This is a genomic window from Lysinibacillus sp. FJAT-14745 (assembly GCF_001275675.1).
Classification (GTDB): Bacteria; Bacillota; Bacilli; order Bacillales_A; family Planococcaceae; genus Lysinibacillus.
Genome location: NZ_LITM01000020.1, coordinates 22677 through 41210 on the forward strand (window position 1 = coordinate 22677; position 18534 = coordinate 41210).

At 37.0% G+C, this 18534-nt stretch carries 13 protein-coding genes and 2 pseudogenes; 14 read left to right on the top strand and 1 reads right to left on the bottom strand.

All coding sequences use genetic code 11. The features are described from left to right. Positions 1 to 95: 95 nt before the first annotated feature. Positions 96 to 546, bottom strand: a pseudogene (locus tag AMS59_RS26535) (IS1595 family transposase); the annotation flags it as partial. 398 nt (positions 547 to 944) lie between these two features. On the opposite strand from AMS59_RS26535, the gene AMS59_RS23550 reads away from it, so the two are divergent. From AMS59_RS23550 to AMS59_RS26785, 14 genes and pseudogenes are all read left to right on the top strand, one after another. Then, entirely contained in the window at positions 945 to 1589 is a 645-nt protein-coding gene (locus tag AMS59_RS23550; RefSeq protein WP_053486137.1) for a hypothetical protein, read from the top strand. Next, a complete protein-coding gene (locus tag AMS59_RS23555; protein ID WP_053486138.1) occupies positions 1586 to 3118 on the top strand; it encodes a phage baseplate assembly protein V in 1533 nt (510 codons plus the stop codon). The genes AMS59_RS23550 and AMS59_RS23555 overlap by 4 nt, the downstream gene beginning before the upstream one ends. 15 nt (positions 3119 to 3133) lie before the next feature. After that, entirely contained in the window at positions 3134 to 4231 is a 1098-nt protein-coding gene (locus tag AMS59_RS23560) for a pentapeptide repeat-containing protein (protein WP_053486139.1), read from the top strand. Between the two features lie 39 nt (positions 4232 to 4270). After that, complete coding sequence (locus AMS59_RS23565; protein ID WP_053486140.1) at positions 4271 to 4768, top strand: hypothetical protein; 498 nt, start codon at positions 4271 to 4273, stop codon at positions 4766 to 4768. Positions 4769 to 4845: 77 nt separating this feature from the next. Further along, positions 4846 to 5244 carry a DUF4280 domain-containing protein gene (locus AMS59_RS23570; protein ID WP_053486141.1) on the top strand — a complete coding sequence of 133 codons (399 nt, stop codon included), beginning with the start codon at positions 4846 to 4848 and terminating at the stop codon, positions 5242 to 5244. A gap of 30 nt (positions 5245 to 5274) precedes the next feature. Next, positions 5275 to 10752, top strand: a complete 5478-nt coding sequence (locus AMS59_RS23575) for a DUF6531 domain-containing protein (RefSeq protein ID WP_053486142.1) — start codon at positions 5275 to 5277, stop codon at positions 10750 to 10752. A gap of 15 nt (positions 10753 to 10767) precedes the next feature. Beyond that, complete coding sequence (locus AMS59_RS23580; protein WP_053486143.1) at positions 10768 to 11328, top strand: SMI1/KNR4 family protein; 561 nt, start codon at positions 10768 to 10770, stop codon at positions 11326 to 11328. Between the two features lie 505 nt (positions 11329 to 11833). Then, entirely contained in the window at positions 11834 to 13147 is a 1314-nt protein-coding gene (locus AMS59_RS26770; protein WP_053486144.1) for an RHS repeat domain-containing protein, read from the top strand. 33 nt (positions 13148 to 13180) lie between these two features. Beyond that, complete coding sequence (locus AMS59_RS23590) at positions 13181 to 13774, top strand: hypothetical protein (protein ID WP_053486145.1); 594 nt, start codon at positions 13181 to 13183, stop codon at positions 13772 to 13774. A gap of 733 nt (positions 13775 to 14507) precedes the next feature. Next, positions 14508 to 15395: an RHS repeat-associated core domain-containing protein gene (locus AMS59_RS26820; RefSeq protein ID WP_304438257.1), complete on the top strand. Its 888-nt coding sequence runs from the start codon at positions 14508 to 14510 to the stop codon at positions 15393 to 15395. A 15-nt stretch (positions 15396 to 15410) separates the two neighbouring features. Then, on the top strand, positions 15411 to 15953 hold the full coding sequence (locus AMS59_RS23600) for a hypothetical protein (protein WP_053486147.1): 543 nt from the start codon (positions 15411 to 15413) through the stop codon (positions 15951 to 15953). A 367-nt stretch (positions 15954 to 16320) separates the two neighbouring features. Further along, positions 16321 to 16719 (top strand): immunity 22 family protein, encoded by a 399-nt coding sequence (locus AMS59_RS23605; protein ID WP_053486148.1) that lies wholly within the window; start codon positions 16321 to 16323, stop codon positions 16717 to 16719. Between the two features lie 593 nt (positions 16720 to 17312). Beyond that, positions 17313 to 17396: pseudogene (locus AMS59_RS27120) on the top strand (RHS repeat domain-containing protein); the annotation flags it as partial. Between the two features lie 270 nt (positions 17397 to 17666). Beyond that, entirely contained in the window at positions 17667 to 18488 is an 822-nt protein-coding gene (locus tag AMS59_RS26785; RefSeq protein ID WP_369814363.1) for an RHS repeat domain-containing protein, read from the top strand. Positions 18489 to 18534 lie beyond the last annotated feature (46 nt).

Sequence of the window (18534 nt, forward strand, 5' to 3'; positions counted from 1 at the left end):
AGAATCCTATTGAAATTGTAAAGAACCAAACAAGCTCAATGATTAAGCCGATTTATATTGGTGCGAAGTTTGAGTAAGTAACATCCTGTCTATCATTATGCAGCTTTCCTAAAAGAGTTAGTTGTCAAAAAATTGACCTTACGACACGTTTGAAGAAGCACTAATTTAGCTTTTTCTTGATTTGGCATTTTTTTATGCAATTCTAATTATCCAAGTAACGTGTAGCCACACTTTGGAAACGATTCATCCATTCCTTTACACGCTTGGGTAACTATTGACGTATTGAATAGGGTAAATTCCTTTTCTAACTTATTTGCTTTGTCGTACATTAATGGCTTATTGTTGTATACCTTTCATTTTAGCAAAATTCTTATAGTTCGTTGTAGAATCTGTACATAACAAAACGAGGTGTCGATGTAGAGACCTACACCCCGTCCAATTCTTGTGCGGTAATCTGAACCTTGCCTGCTATTTGAGAGAGGATATCCCTATCACTATTTGTTCCTTTGATTTTCCTAGTTTCTTAGCTACACCACCATGTTTACGACTTATCGTTTCTCCTCATCATGAATGTATTCGTCGTTCGATCGAGTTACATTTCTATACCCCAATGATTAAAGTTCCACTTTAGCCTTCTCTCACACAGTATATCTAACTACTAAATTTCAAATTTTCCCGATCTTCAGGATTATTTTTTTGTCTATTCCAAATAATAGAACTTATGGATGTTGACTTTTTATCTGGGGTTTATTAGCATATTTAATGATGAAAATAGACAATTAATGGCTATATTGCCATATATGTATTTATTACTGGAATATTACTGAAAAAAATTAAATTAATAACAAAATGACCTAGATAATCGGTGTTATTTAATAGGAAAGCGAAAAAATACAAGGTCATGAGATGAAACGAATAAGAATGTAAACAAAGGAGCGAAAAAAATGAATTTTATGGATGAAGAAGTTATTGAGATGACGAAACATGCAAGACAGAAGAAACGAATGGAGAACATCGAAAACCAATTATTACATACTGATATTGTGAAAGCGATTAAAGATGGTCAGCTCATGATTGAAGATGAAACGATTGAGTTTAAAGAAATAAGTTTTTATGAGGATCAAATCAGAATGTGCATGCCTGCAACATTTGACGTGATGGAGCCTGAATTAATGGATATTAAATATCCCTCAACTCGCAGACCCGATTATATTTACACAAGCGAAAGTACGTCCATCAATGTCACGCTGAAAATCATGGAACAACAGATAAAAGCAGAGGAATTAGAAGACTTCACAGAGGCCATGAGGAACATCCTTCAAAAGACGCAGCCAACTGCAAAAATGTTGGATATGGGCATGAATGAAGTTAACGATCTACCAATCGGTTACTTTGATTTCATTACGCCAGCACTAGATAACAAGATTTATAATTTAATGTTCTTATTTAGGGTAGGCGAGAATGTGACGATGGGCTCGGTTAATTGTTTGAAAAAAGAGATGGATATTTGGAAACCCATTGCTTACGGCATGATGGAATCTATCTTGGTTGAAAACAAATTATTAGATGGGGAAGGTGTTGTCGAATGAGTAAGGAAACAGCCTTGACGTATAAAGATATCATCGTGATGCCCTATAATATTCGCGTCAATCAAATCGAAATTACGCAACAAATGAATGAGCATGCTACTTTGCATTTAACGGGCGTGATTCCAGATGAACTCGAAGATTCCTATGTATATATGACCGATGCTGAAACGGCTATTGAAGTATTGCAAATCGGCAGTGGTGGACAAACTATTCCAATTTTTAATGGGCTGGCGTTAGATGTACAGGTGAAATCGGTTTTGGGTACCTATTATTTGGAGGTTAAAGCAGTTTCGCATTCGTATGTGTTAGATGTGAAGAAGAAAAATCAAACTTATCAAAATGCGAGTATGCCCTATGGTGAATTAATAGATGCGTGTATTGCCGATCAAAAAGGTGCAGATTTCATGGATCATGTCACTAAAGGCGCTAGCATTGGTCGTTTCACGATGCAATATATAGAGACAGATTGGGAGTTTCTTAAACGAATGGCATCGCGATTTCATACAGGCCTAGTGCCAGATACGGTTCACTCAGCTGCCAAGTTTTACTTCGGCGTACCGTTTCAAGCTGGGGGCACGCAGAAAATGGAGGCCATCAATTATCGAGTTAAAAAGGCGATTGGCAATTTCCTTGTGTCCAGTAAAAATCATCTCGACGGTATTACTGATAGTGACTACATGTACTATGAAGTAGAATCGTTCCAACCATTCAAAATAGGCAATGAAGTGACATTCCAATCAAAAAAATTGTATGTCTATAAAATCTACTCAACTTTAAAAGATGGCTTGTTCAAGCATATTTATACGTTAACACCTCAGAACGGCTTCAGTGTCCACACTACTTATAATCAAGCTATTATTGGCGCCTCCATTCAAGGGAAAGTAATTGATGTTGCGGGGGATAAAATTCGTATTCATGTCGATTTCGACGAGGGTCAAGATAAAGATACAGCGTATTGGTTTCCGTATTCTACGATCTATGCATCAGAAGATAATACAGGATGGTACTTCATGCCGGAGTTATCTGACAACGTTAGAATCTATTTCCCAGGCAATCGTGAGGATGAAGGGATTGCGATTAGTTCCGTATCAAAAGCACCACCACAATCTGGTTCGATGTTAGCAGCCACGAATCCGCCTAGTCCAGGCGGCGGTGGAAGTGCCAGTGGCGGAGGTGGAGGAGGCGGCGGATCAAGACCTGCACCACCAGAGGATAGTCGCCAAGATCCAGCGCGGATGGCTGATCCAGATGTCAAAACACTCAGAACGAAGCACGGTAAACAAATTCTACTTGCACCCGATCGGATTGTCATATCTGGTGGTGGATTAATGATTTCGCTTATGGATGATAATGGGATCTCCATCATAAGTGATAAAAATATTACCTTACAAGCAACAGATAAAGTCGCCATCAATGCGAAGCAAATTATGATTAATGCGACCGAGAAAATAGAGATGACTTGTAAAGACAGTTCAATCAAGATGGAAGACAAAATGGAGATTAAAGGAACTGAAGTACGAGCAAATTAGTGAGGATGTGAACGCATGAAACGAGAAGAAGCATTACAGCATTTTATGGATGAATGCGTGTCAGTTCATATCAGCCGATTACAAGAGAAGGTTGATCGACAGTTTCGCCAAGAGAAGGAAGTCTTACTAAAACCAATCATTCACTCGCTTGAACAGCTGTTTGCATATATTAGAGATCAGCAAGAGCAAGGTAAGCTAGCGCCAGTTGCCTTTATTCATTTTTCATTGCTACGAACATCATTACTAGATAACAAGTGTACGTATTTGCTAGAAGCGTATGGAGAAAAGTGGTACTACGACTGGGGCGAATGCACGGCACAGTATGAAGCGGAATGGCTCAGCGAGGCGATTATAGATTTACACAAAACGCTTGAAAAAGAAAGAAAACCATATCTCGCTATCCAAGCAGCTGACGTTCGAGGAATTATTCAACAGACTGTAATTCTGTTTCATCAGTATATTATTCAATTGGTGCGCTATCTCTTCCGCTATCAACAAGAAAGCGTACCCGAAATAGATTTCCAACGAGCAGCGTATTTACGATTTCGTGTCGGGGAATATAAAGGATTTAGTGAAGATGTTGCGATGTTCGACGAACGGGAACGGGTGGAACAAAATCTCCTCTCGTGGTTAGGGAAAAATGAGATGGATAAATCATATACGTTTGAAAATTTCTCAAGCCTACCATTACAGCAAAAACACTTCAACGAAATGGACTTTTCTTATGCGAATTTCAATGGCAGTGACTTAGAAGGGGCTTCCATGAAACAAAGTGTTTGCGTCGGGACTAGTTTTGTAGATTGCAGCTTAGCGAATGTTGATTTTTCCTATGCAGCCATTCAAGATGCAGATTTTCGAAATGCCAATTTAGCAGGTGCTAATTTTACGCATGCACAGGGAAAAACGCTAATGCTTCCCGATGACGAAGTTGCGTGTTACTTAGGCACTGATTTCAGTCATGCGAATTTGGAAAATGCAAAATTTGAGTTTGCGCAAATTGCAGGCGCCAATTTTACAGGTGCCAATTTAAAAGGAGCTACCTTCTTTAAACGCGATCAAGAGAAATGTCTATTTAGCCCAGACCAGATAAAAGACATTCATTGGATTCATTAACGTTGAAATCAATAGAAATGATAGTTACAGGAGGAAAAGATGGAGTGTTTTATTGTTCGGCAAGATCAAAGTATTACAAATCCAATTATTCCTTTCAAGACAGACCTCGATGATAACTTTGTCTGTTCATCTGTATTCGGGGAAGTAATAGAAAAAGAGAATGGAGTATTTCTCGATTATTTAGAGAAGCCTCGAAGAATCGTGTCTGATGATTTAAAAGGGTTGTTGGTGAAATATGAGGATAACTTAGAATTTACAGCCATTGTCTTTACGGATGTGAAGAAAGGAACACAGCGTGTGCATTGGCTTATGGACATTGTAAAGAAGAATTGTATTTCCGATGAGACGGCTTATTATCCAGACGGACAAATAAAGGAGCTCGTAATTGACCCGAAGAAAGTGGAACTGGATTGTATTTTTCAAGTCGACGGCAAAAAGGAATCGTTCACCATCGTTAATTTAGACGTGGCAGAAAGTATGCTACGCCGACCATATATCGGGATTCATTTGCAGCGAGTGAAACTACAAAGACAATAGATCATTCTAACAAATCATTCCAAAACACTGTCATAGTTTGAAACAGTGTTCAATCGATACGAAAGGAAGGATATCCAATGGCTCAAGTTGTAGAAAGTTTGGAAACAGAAGGTTCGGAACAGGAGCAATTTAGTTATGTAGTACATGGAGCAATCATTTCCTGTGAGTTTGGTAGCCATCTCAATTATTTAAATTTGCCGCAAGATCATGGTGTTTATATTAAAGAGAAAGCCGTCATGAATGTAGGGGATCGAAACCCTGACAACATCCCAACCTTTGGTGTTTGTTTACAGTTGCAAAAGCCATGTACACCAACATGTTCCATTGATTGGATGGAAGGAATGGAAAATGTCAATATCGAGGGAAAGCAAGCGTTATTAAGCCGCTGCCACACCCAATGCTCAGCAGGTGGAGGCAAAATCGAAATTATTCATGACGGGCAAGAGGAAATAGAAATACCGAAACAAGGTTTTTAAAAGACGAGGTTGATGGAAAGGAGGTAAGTAATGAAATCGCTAGAAGAAAATGAAGTACACATGATTAGTACGTATGAGGATCTTGTGCTCGAATGGCCTTATCCACTTATTCATTTAGATAAACTAACTATTAAACATAAGGGCAATGACCATGCGAGGTTGTACTTTACGGGAATGATCGCTGAAGAGCAAGCGCAAAAGTATATTCAGCGGGTCAATCATACAGATGAAGTTGTTGTGAAATTTGGACAAGACAGTGCCATATTGTTCTCAGGAAGAATTGAAAATGCGGAATTGCAGGCATCACAAGGAGTGCACTATGTCTCCGTTGAGGCTGTATCATTTACAGCAAATATGGATATTGCAAAGCGCTCACGTTCTTTTCAAGATGCCAATATGACGTATGTGCAATTAATAAATAACATCGTGAAAGCCTATCCTAATGGGGATTACATCGACCAAGCTTCTAACGGTCAAGCCATTGGTAGTATTGCGATTCAATACTTAGAAACAGATTGGGAATTTATTAAAAGAATGGCCTCCCGTTTGCACGCCGTTGTTTTTCCTGATTTAAAAGGAAAAGGTGCTCGATTTTGGCTTGGTACACCTCAAAGTAGAAAAAGCATAACGATCGACCATCTGCCTTCTATAGTACGGATGGACGTCGATGCGTATCGGTTGATTACTGAAAACGATGGGACGGATGTGAGTGAAGCCGATTATACTTTTTGCGAGTTTGAAAGCACGGAGCCCCATGAGCTGGGCACGTTGGTGCAATTCAAGGGAAGTTCCTATGTCGTAACGGCTAGGGAAACCCACCTTGATGGCGGTGTGTTGAAGTTTCAATATACTGCCCAACCAGAGAAAAGTATTCGTCAGCGATTAGTACGTAATTTAGATCTCATTGGTGCAGCGTTTACAGGAAAGATCATTGATGTTACACAAAACACCGTTAAAATTCATTTAGATATAGATAAAAGCCAGGACCAAGCAAAAGCACATTGGTTTGCCTATTCAGCAGATGCCAATGGCGTTATGTATTTAATGCCTCAAATAGGTGCACGTGCCCAATTGCATTTTCCGAGTGCAGTTGAAGAAGAAGCCATCGTTATCAGCTCGGTGCGTGTGAATCCAGCCACACCAGAGGGCGGGCAAAAGCAGACGAAGAAAATGGCGGACACTACCGTAAAATCATTGGCAACCAATGTTGGGAAAGATGTGACATTAGGCGTTGGTGATATTACCTTTAGTGCAGTAGATGGTGTCTTGGACTTAAAGATGGATGATGGAGATGGCGTAACATTTCAAAGTAACAGTACCATCATGCTAGCGGCGGATGAAACACTCGAAATAAGTGGAATGAAAGAGCTAGCCGTAGAGGCGGAAGAATGGATTGCGATATCAGCGAAGGAGCAAAGTCATGTGATTATGGCTGCTGACACACAATTAATTAGTACGCTCATTGATCAAGAAGGTATAGAGAAGCAAAGCCAGCCACCGAAATTAAATGAAGAAGCGATCGAAGCTACGACGAAAGTTGACTTAATTTTCCCGCAAAAGGCAGAAGAGAAAAAAGAGAAGAAAGGCTGGTTTAGTAGTTTATTAGATGGCGTAAGTACAGCGCTGGATATCGCTGGATTTATTCCTGTCATCGGTACATTTGCAGATATTGCGAATGCAGGAATTAGCTTAGCAAGAGGAGATTACATGGGGGCAGCCATGAACATAGTAGGTGCAGTCCCAGTAATTGGTGATGCCGCAAAGGTAGCCTACAAGGCCAATAAAGCGTCAAAAATTGTAAAAGCTGCGGATAAGGTAATGGATGCATCAAAAGCAGTAGCAAAAGGGATGAAGGCAGCTTATCCGAAAGTATCTAAAACGTTAGATGCAGTAAAGGGACTAGCGGAACTAGCTAACAAAGGATCTAAGGCCGTGAAGACGGCCGCAGATAAAGTCATTTCGTCGATGGATGAATTGCTCGCTGTGTCGAAGGCAGTAGACGGAATGAAAGCTATGGCCAAAGCTGGACTAACGAAATTTAATCATGGGGTATTAAAGAAATTTAATTGTACACAAGGGTTAAGTAAAAAATTCTGTAAAAGAGGATTTGAGCCCGTTGATTTAATTACAGGGCGTATGATTTATGAAGGTGTCGATTTTGAACTACCTGGACCTATCCCCCTTTCATGGGAACGCGCTTGGTACAGTGATAGTAGTCGCATTGGTTTGTCAGGTCATGGTATGCACTTTACATACGATCTAGCCTTAGAGATTTTTGAAGAAGAAGACCTGATTGGGATTGTTGTGACGGATGGTCGCGCAGTTGGATTTCCAATTTTACCAATAAACTTGCCGTATTTTAACAAACGAGAAAGAATGACTTTAACAAATACAGGCGAGGAGTATCATTTGTTTGAGCATGATACACGATTGATTTATGTATTTGAACAAACAACAGAAACAAAATACCGATTAAAAGAAGTGAAAAATGAACAAGAGCATCATATTCAATTTGCGTATAACCTTAAAGGGTTCCTATCTCAAGTAACCGACAGTGTTGGAAGAGTGCTTGAAGTTACAACCAATGAGGTAGGCAGAATGACAGAAGTCGCCTTACGGAACCATATGAGTCGTGAAGTTTTAGTTCGCTATGATTACAATGATCAACAAGATTTAATTGAAATCCAAGATGCGTTAGGGCAAAGCACACATATTAAATATGTTAATCACTTAATGATGCAAAAAACGGATCGCAATAAAAATAGCTTCTTCTGGCGCTATGATGGCCCAACTACAGGTGCACGAGTCATCAAAACATGGGGAGATGGCAATGTCCTTGCAGGGGAGCTTTCATATCATGACGGCTATAATGAGATTACGAATAGCTTAGGCCATAAGAGTTATTATTATTTCAACGAAGATAATCTCTGTACGAAAATTGTTTATCCAGATGGTAGTGAAGTCAGCTATGAATATAATGGAGACTTTGAATTACTGCAAGAAGTAGATGAAGATGGTCGTGTGACGGCTTATAGCTATGATGAGTGGGCAAATCCAGTGACGATTACTCTTGCAGATGGTAGTACATTATCGTCAAAGTACGATGAGAAGGATAGGTTAATTCAGGTAGTTAACGCAGAGGGTGGAAGTCGTCAGTGGATTTATAATGAAGATAGTACATTACAGGCAAATATTTTAGAAAATGGAACAAAGACTGAATTTTCCTATAATGAACAATATTTAATTAAAACGGTAACAAATGCCCGAGGCCATATGGTAAGCTTAGCTTATGATGCTGATCTGAACCTAAGTCAAGTAACCTTGCCAGACGGGACGAGTTCAACGTGGGAATATGACCGTCGTGGTAACTGTACAACAACGATAAATCCGCTAGGGGCCACGGAGAAATTCCGTTATGATAACTTAAATCGTCTTGTACGTGCAAATCTTTCAGATGGTAATGACGTTCAATTAAAGTACAATGCCTATGATGATGTCATTTTTGCGAAAGATAACCATACGCAAGCAATCTTTGATTACACCATTCTTGGCAGTTTAATATCCCGAGAACAAGGTGGAAAGAAAGTTAAATTCACCTATGATACAGAAGAGCAGTTAACCGCTGTCATCAATGAAAAAGGCGAAGCGTATCAGTTTGAACGCGATGCGAAAGGGAATATCATCAAGGAAATTGGCTTTGATGAGATGGAAAGAACGTATGAGCGAAGTCTGGCAGGATTGGTTCAGAGAATTCAACGTCCAGGTGATCGTTGGACAGCGTACCAGCATGATGGTATAGGGAATGTCATTCGGGCTGATTATTATGATGACACCTGGGAAACGTTTGGCTATGACAAAAATGGTTCGTTAATTGAGACTGAAAATGAGCATGTGACTATAAAGTTCGAGCGAGATTTATCTGGACAAGTGATCAAGGAGTGGCAGAATGACCATTGGATTGCAAGTAGCTACGATGAATTAGGCAACCGTTCACAAATTACGAGTAGCTTAGGTGCAAAAATCGATGTCGCTCGTAATGAAATGGGGAATGTGTCACAAATCACGGCTTCTCGCTCAGAGCAAGAAAATTGGATAGCGTCAATGCAGTACAATGAACTTGGACAGGAAATTGAAAGAATCTTACCAGGGGATGTCATTAGCAAATGGCAGTATGACGTAACAGGTAGACCGACACACCATCGAATAAATAGTCAAAACCGCGATACACGAAGACGCGTGTATAATTGGGACGTCAATCATCGCTTACGAAGCATGGTAAATGAGTTAACAGGCGTAAAAGTTTCCTATGGTTACGATGAATTTAGTAACCTAGTTTGGTCCAATCAAGGCGGTCAATTCGACTTCTTACACCGTAGTGTTGATGATGTTGGGAATTTGTATGAAACGAAAGAAAAGACAGATCGTGTTTATGGTGCTGGAAGTAGATTGCTTGAAACGAGAGAAGCAACATTTTCTTATGATGATGAAGGGAATCTCGTTCAGAAAGTTGAGAAGAATGGTGATACGTGGAAGTACGAATATAACGGAAATGGGATGATGTCGAAGGTCGTCAAACCAGACAACACAAAAGTTACTTTCAAGTATGATTCGCTGGGTAGACGGATAGAGAAGAGCTCAGACGAGAAAACAACAAGTTTCGTGTGGGATGGGAATACTATTCTACATGAGTGGGAGACTAGTTTAGAAGTCTTATCAAACGTAGATAAAAACTTGATAACATGGGTGTTCCAAGACAACACTTTTATTCCATCCGCTAAAATCACAAGCGAAGGTAATTTTAGTATTATCAGTGACTATCTAGGTACTCCAGTGAAAGCGTATGACGAAGAAGGAAATCAGGTTTGGTCTTGCGAACTTGATATTTATGGTAGAATTAAAGAATTCACAAGCAAGAAAGAATTCATACCATTTAGATATCAAGGGCAATATGAGGATGTAGAAACAGGACTGTACTACAACCGATTCAGATATTACTCACCTATGGAATGTATGTATACGCAACAAGATCCAATTGGTCTTGCAGGAAATAATCCGACATTGTATGGGTATGTCGGTAATACAAACATTTTGTTAGATCCTTTTGGATTAAAAAGTATTACATTTAAGGGAGATGTCTCACCGTATCAAACTAGAATTGATTTAAACGTTCCAGGTAGACCAGATCCTAAATTCTCAATTGATTCACTAACATTTTCAAGTGGAAAAACAACAAGTAATGGGGGCATTAGAAATACACAACAATTCTGGGAACAATGGGCAAAGTTGAATCCACAGACATTAAGTACAAGAAATCAATTTTTAGTGGATAACTATTCAAAATTAAAGAAATCACCTACAATAGATGACGTTTGGATTAAGCATTTTCCAGAACACGCAGGTTATAACAAGGATGTGTTAATCCATCACCATGTTGATTTCGGGAGATATGTAATACCGGTACCAGCGGAAACACACGTTGGTTCTGGTGGAGTATGGCACTGTAAATAAAGGATGTGAAGTATTATGAATAATACGTTATTAAATATTGATGAAATAACAACGATTTTAGATAGGGATTTTATTCCTATAGAGTCGATTGTTTCAGGATTAAGACTTAAGAAGCAAGTTGAGATGAAAAAAAATGTAGAGCAAGTAGAGCGAAGATTTGGGATGAATTTCCCTGATGATTTTGTTAATTTAATTTTAAACTACGATTTTGGTGATTTTAGTATTTTAGGGGTACATTTTGGGAGTGAAACTAATTATCTAGAAAAGTTAATAAGCTTCCATGAACATTTGTCTAATGAAGATATAACAAATTTTTCCAATCGATTTATATGTATAGCAACAGGGGATTACTTTACATTTATTATGGATGTAAATAGTGGGAATATTTACGTTTTTGGTTCAGAGACACCATTTAATAATAAAATAAAAATAGCTGAGTCTTTTACGAAACTAATTCAAGCGTTAGGAACGGCATATTTTCATAGAACTCAAAACACCCAAACTGAGTTTTTAGATATAATAATAAAAACATTTGACTCAGAAAGTATAGACTTTTGGAAAGAAGTAATCAAATAAATACTAACATGAGTCATATTAAGTAGTTAGTTAAATAAAGCTATGAGATTAAAAATGTTAAGACAAAAAATGTAGGATGCCTATACTTGTAACAGTCTTTATGTTCCTCTAATGATTTAAAGTTCAATTTGGATAAATTAATTTAGAAGTGGCAATAAATCCATTAATTAGGGTCTATTGCCCTTTTCTTTTGATACTTTATTAATTAACTAATAACTCAATATGGAAAGTATGTATATACAACAAGAATCGATAATGAATTTTAGTTCCATTTTTATAGGGGTTTTCAAAACACGAAAAACTGAAAACCAAATAAAATGATGGAAAAGCATCTATTAAGAGTCTATTTATTTTACTGTCGGTAGGAAAAATCTAATCAGGAGATGTCATCAACAAATGGCAGTATGATGCAACGGGTAGACCGACACATCACCGCATAAGTAGTCAAAATCGTGACACACGAAGACGCGTGTATAATTGGGACGTCAATCATCGCTTACGAAGCATGGTAAACGAGTTAACAGGTGTAAAAGTTACCTATGGTTACGATGAATTCAGTAACCTCGTTTGGTCTAATCAAGGCGGTCAATTTGACTTCTTACACCGCAGTGTCGATGATGTCGGGAATTTGTATGAAACGAAAGAAAAGACAGATCGTGTTTATGGCGCCGGAAGCAGATTGCTTGAAACAAAAGAGGCAACATTCTCTTATGATGAAGAGGGTAATCTCGCTCAGAAAGTTGAGAAGAACGGTGATACGTGGAAGTACGAATATAATGGCAATGGTATGATGTCGAAAGTTGTATGCTATTCACAGAACCAATCAGTTTTAAAAGAAGTTACTTTTAAATACGACTCACTAGGCAGACGAATAGAAAAGCGTTCCGATGAAAAAACAACGAGATTTGTCTGGGATGGTAATACGATTCTGCATGAGTATTCTTTACAGAATAATTCAGGTAAACTAGAGAACCTAGTTGAGAGTTCTTCACAAAGCAAATTCGAAATTCCAGATAATCTGGTCACATGGGTATTTAATGATGGGTTCATACCATCAGCTAAAATTACAAATGAAGGTAACTTTAGTATCATCACAGATTACCTAGGTACTCCTGTTGAAGCTTACAACGAAGTTGGAGACAAAGTCTGGTCAGCAGAGCTTGATATTTATGGTAGAGTTAAAGAGTTTACAGGAGAAAAGGATTTTATTCCGTTCAGGTTTCAAGGACAATTTGAAGATATAGAAACAGGATTATATTATAATAGATTTAGGTATTATTCACCGCAAATGGGGATTTATATGCAAATAGACCCGATTGGCTTGGCTGGCGGTATGGCTCTTTACAGCTATGTGAAAGATACAAATAGCTGGATAGATGTACTAGGTTTGCATGGGAATTCACTTACTAACACAGCTAACAGTGCTATATATCAAATAGATATAAACGGAAAAACATTCAAATATGGAAATGAAAATCAAAATCGGGTAACTAAAAACCCAATTAAAGTAGTATCACCAAACGGTACTACACATGTAATCCCTAAAGGTACATCAACTCGTTTAGCAAGCCAATTAAGAAAAGCATATTCCAATTTCGATGATGTAAAATTTAGTCAAGAACATTTTAAAAATATAACAACTGCAGAAATGCGTAGATTAGAAACTGATAAAATCACAGCATATTTAGATAAGCATGGAAAAGTTCCTGCTGGAAATTTAGGACATAAATACCTTGGTCCTGTTGATGATTATCTGAATGGTGTGAACGATTTAAAGAAGCTAAAAATGAAAAACAATACTCCGTGCTCAAAAATATGAGTGAGTAACCCCTATTTACAGAAAGGAAAAAATATGACATATAAAATTAGTAGGCTTTTTAGCCTTGAGCCGAATGAACTACTCGCTAGACCAAGGGTATCGTATAAAATTAGTGAGAATGTTTTCGATTATATAAGAGAAAACATTCTCATTCCCAATAAACTTTTGAAGGATGATAAAATTGATTATAGTTTCACACTTAGTTTTGTAGTATTCGACTCAGAGTTACATAAATTTTTTTATGAAACTCCGTTTAATACAGAAGAAAATAAATTTCGACCAGATACAAAACCTAAAATAATTAATGGGGTAAAGGAAGTTTCTATTAGAGTTGTTTCTAAGAAAATATCTGCGATAATACCTCCATCAGATTATGCAGATATAGTCTATGATATGTTCGGTTCTTTTTTAGTGGCTAGTTTTTCAAAAAAAGTAACTAAGGAGAAAATGGATGAGTTGAAAAAGGGATTAAACTATACTTATATCAATAGTATTCCCTTTCCCGCACCATTTGAAGAACAGAAGTATAATGCCGATAGCAGTAGTTATCACAAATCAATAGATTTTAAAGCTATTACAGAGGAAATAATAATAAAGGATGTTTACAAAAAGCACTTTGGTTTTTGATTATCTGGTATTCTCCCCATGAAGTTGACAGATGAAAAAAAGTAACTATTGAACTATAATGAGGAGATTTCGTGTATAGAAATCATATGTCCGAAAATTTCATACCGATAGCAACAGTTGGAAATCAAATATATGGGACGAAGAATATTAAAATGTTTTAAATGCAAAAAAATGAGAGGGTATCTATACTTGAAAAAATCACTAGATGTTCAATTTATGTAAATAAACTTAGAAGTGGCAATGAATTCATTAATTAGGGTTCATTGCCCTTTTTTTCTTTATTTAAGCATAACAAAAAGCGCCCCTATTTCTTAATCAGAAATAGGGATTTTAAAGTTATTTTGTGATTTTCACAAATGAATCGCCTTTTCTAAAGGAAAAAAACGCTAAATAACGTTACACCTTTTAGACCACGGTTTGAATCGACCCTACTAGTTTCTTTAAACCGATTCAATTGCGTCTTGGTCTCGGGCAATGTGTCGCAAATCACAGCTTCTCGCTCAGAGCAAGAAAATTGGACAGTATCCATGCAGTACAATTAACTCGGTCAAGAGATTGAGAGAATCTTACCAGGGGATGTCATCAGCAAATGGCAATATGATATAACGGGTAGACCGACACACCATCGAATAAATAGTCAAAACCGCGATACACGAAGACGCTTGTATAATTGGGACGTCATTCATCGCTTACGAAGCATGGTCAACGAGTTAACTGGTGTAAAAGTTACCTTGTGTGGTATGGAAATATAATTCTACATGAGTGGGTTGAAAGTAGCTATCCTTGTGAATCTAGTAATTTAAATGCATCTTCAAACACAGATAACATGGATGAAAGTCTTATAACTTGGATTTTCAAGGAAGGTACATTTATTCCTTCTGCTAAAATTACAAGTAAAGGGATTTATAGTATTATTAGTAATTATCTAGGTACACTAGCTGAAGCGTATGATGCTAACGGTAAAAAGATTTGGTCAAGTGAGTTAGATATTTATGGTCAGATAAATGAGTTTACCAGTGACAAGGATTTTATACCATTCCGATATCAAGGGCAATACGCGGATGAGGAAACCGGTCTTTACTACAACAGATTTAGATATTACTCACCAATTGAGGGAATGTATACGCAAAAAGATCCAATTGGGCTTAATGGTGGTTTGGTCTTGTATGGATATGTACAAGATACAAATAACTCAATAGATATTTTCGGTCTTTCTTGTACAAAAGAGTTAAAAAAGAATATGAACAAAGCTAATTGTGAGTTAAAAAAGAATAAAGGATACATGAAACGTGCTTGGCATAAGTATAAAAATTCAGCAGCTCATCATATTGTTGCCGGAGATCATTCATACGTACATGCTGAAAGAGCTAGAGAAATTCTAAGAAGAAACAAGATTGATATCAACGGTGCAGATAATGGGGGTTATTTGAAACATTCAGATCCAAATAGTATACAACCGGGTGCTTACCATAGAGAAATTCATACCCATGAATATTTTGAAAATGTTGCTGATAGGTTGGAGGCTGCTGAACGTTTTGGTGGAGCAAAAGCGAGAGAAGCAGTGCTTGCTGAACTAGAAAATATAAGGAATGATCTATTATTTAATGTTAAAATTTGGTGAAGGGAGGTATGGTTAATGAAAGTATATAGATTTGGAAACGACCATGATTTTAAAGAGTTAACTTTTTTGAATGAGAAAGAAGATGTTAATCTTTTTGCATCTTTTACTGGACAGAAGATTACTCTAGATTGGAACGAAGAGGTTTTTGGCATCTCAGAAGGTAAACTTAATAGAGGAAAATTGTTAGATTTTGATTCCCGTTGTTATGGAGCTACATTTATAGTAAAAAAGAAATTTGAAAAGCTTTTTATTGAAAAATTTTCTGGCAATATAGAAACCTTCCCGATAAAAATCAAAGGCGTTATAGAAGAATTTATATATATAAATGTAACTAATGTGGTGACAGCAATTAATTTTGATGGATTAGATATGCAAGAATCTCTTGCAATGTTACGAGGTGAAAACATCAGTTTTAATTTAGAAAAAATAGAAAAAGAAACTTTATTTAGAGACACTAAAATTAATTGTTTTTATTTTTGTACACAAAACTTTAAAGATTTTATTGAAAAAAACAGAATTAATGGATTGAAGTTCAAGGAGGTCGGAACAGCTACGTGAAAATCAAGAATGTAATCAATGAATATCATTGGATCATGTAGTACCACAAATGCGAACTTAGTATAGCTAGATGTTAACGATTGTTTGGTTATTCGCCCAATCACTATATAGATATAAATAAGAAGTGGGTATTTGATGAAGGAACATTTGCGCCAAGTGCCAAACTAACCAATCAAGGCAATTATTCAATTATTGCCGACCACCTTGGAACGCCGGTTGAAGCCAATTAAGCAAAGCTCTTAAAGATACGACTACAAAAAAGGAAGCCAGAAAGATCATAGGTTCTTTCCATAAAAAACATATGCGTGTAAGTTGTAAAAAAGGTTGATAAAAGAAAAAATAATTTCTGAAAGTAGGTTGTAATAAAATGGACATGTCTAAAGTTCATATATGGGCTGGTATTAACCATGATGATACAAATGTTTTTGAAAAATACTTTGAGTTAGATTATAGTGATCCAGATAGAGATATAGATGACCCTGATTATAATGTATGCCAATTTTGTAAAGATATTGATGAAAGGTGGTATGATGAGGATTTGATAGGAGTTTTTAGAACTGAAGAGTTGAGCAATATAAAAGAATTCTTGGGAGAGTTATCAGTTTCAACAGAAATAGAAATTGAAATACAGAATACCTGTATAGAAAAAGGTTTTGAAAATATTAATTCAATGTTTTATTATATGGATCCAGAGTTAGTAATATCTGATGAAAATAAACTGTACAACAAACTTACATATATTGGTGTTTTTGATACTGATTTATAACGGAATACTATTATTAGAGAGGGTTCGAGAACGCTGTATTACTTAATGATGACACACAGTAATGTATTTATTTGAAACAGTGAGAAATTAAGTTAAGTAGAGAAACTGGAGTGGACAGCTTTACCTTGACAAAATATCATTTCGCAATAACGCTAATCGTTATCGAAAAACCTAAATTTTGGATCACTTCCTTTAAAAATGTGAAAACGGTATCTGTATTTAAAAAAATCGATTTGATCTGATTTTATCAAGTTATAGTGAGCAATAAATCCTTTAGTAGGGGGGATTGCTTATTATGTTTCATTATCTGTTTTACTCAGTTTATAGATTCATAAAAACTATTAGTTAGCGTTTTTTACACCCATAAGGATGAGAAACAAGTAGTATCATTCTAACAATAGATGAAAGACACATTTGATGTGCTCTGTGCTTTTCGAAAAATACTTGTAAACATTAATATAGTAAAAATCCGCCTCTTCACTATTGTGATATTCAAACAATGGTAAAAGACGGATTTTTTTAACGAAGTTAAGCTCTGTACAGATTTTGCGCATCCAGATGGTAGAGAAGTCTGCTATGAATATAATAAGGACTTTGAATTACTGCAAGAAGAAGATGAAGATGGTCGTGTGACTATATATAGCTATGATGAATTGAGCAACCGTTCACAGATTACAAGTAGCATAGGTGCAAAAATCGATGTCGCTCGTAATGAAATGGGAGATGTATCACAAATCACAGCCTCTCGCTCAGAGCAAGAACGTTGGACAGCATCAATGCAGTACAATGAACTGGGACAAGAGATTGAAAGAATCTTACCAGGGGATGTCATCAGCAAATGGCAGTATGATACGACGGGTAGACCGACACACCATCGAATAAGAAGTCAAAACCGAGATACACGAAGACGCGTATATAATTGGGACGTCAATCATCGCTTACGAAGTATGGTAAACGAGTTAACCGGTGTAAAAGTTACCTATGGTTATGATGAGTTTAGTAACCTCGTTTGGTCCAATCAAGGCGGTCAATTTGATTTCTTACACCGTAGTGTCGATGATGTCGGGAATTTGTATGAAACAAAAGAAAAGACAGATCGTATCTATGGCGCCGGAAGCAGATTGCTTGAAACAAGAGAGGCAACATTTTCTTATGATGAGGAAGGAAATCTGATTCAGAAAGTTGAGAAGAACGGTGATACGTGGAAGTACGAATATAACGGCAATGGCATGATGTCGAAGGTCATCAAACCAGATAACACAGAAGTTATTTTCAAGTATGACTCGCTAGGTAGACGAATAGAGAAGCAGTATAATTCTAAATCTACTCAATTTGTGTGGGATGGGAATACAATTCTACATGAGTGGGTAGAAAGATATTCTTGTGAAGATGGTGCTTCGAATGTATCTTATAACACTATATCTCATGGCGCTGAAAACGTTGACAGAAGTCTTATAACTTGGGTATTTGATTCAGATACATTTATTCCTTCTGCTAAAATTACAAGCGAAGGTAATTACAGTATTATTAGTGATTACTTGGGGACGCCTGTTGAAGCCTATGATGAACAAGGAAATAGGGTTTGGTCAGCTGAGCTTGATATCTACGGTAAAGTGAATGAATTTACAGGTGAGAAAGACTTCATTCCATTCCGTTATCAAGGGCAGTATGAAGACATGGAAATCGGATTATATTACAACAGATTCCGATACTATTCTCCAAGTGAAGAGATGTATATACGTAAGCGCCAAATACAACCCACCTTCTAACACTGTCTGTACTATGTGATAATCACAGTACATTCTTCGTTAGGAG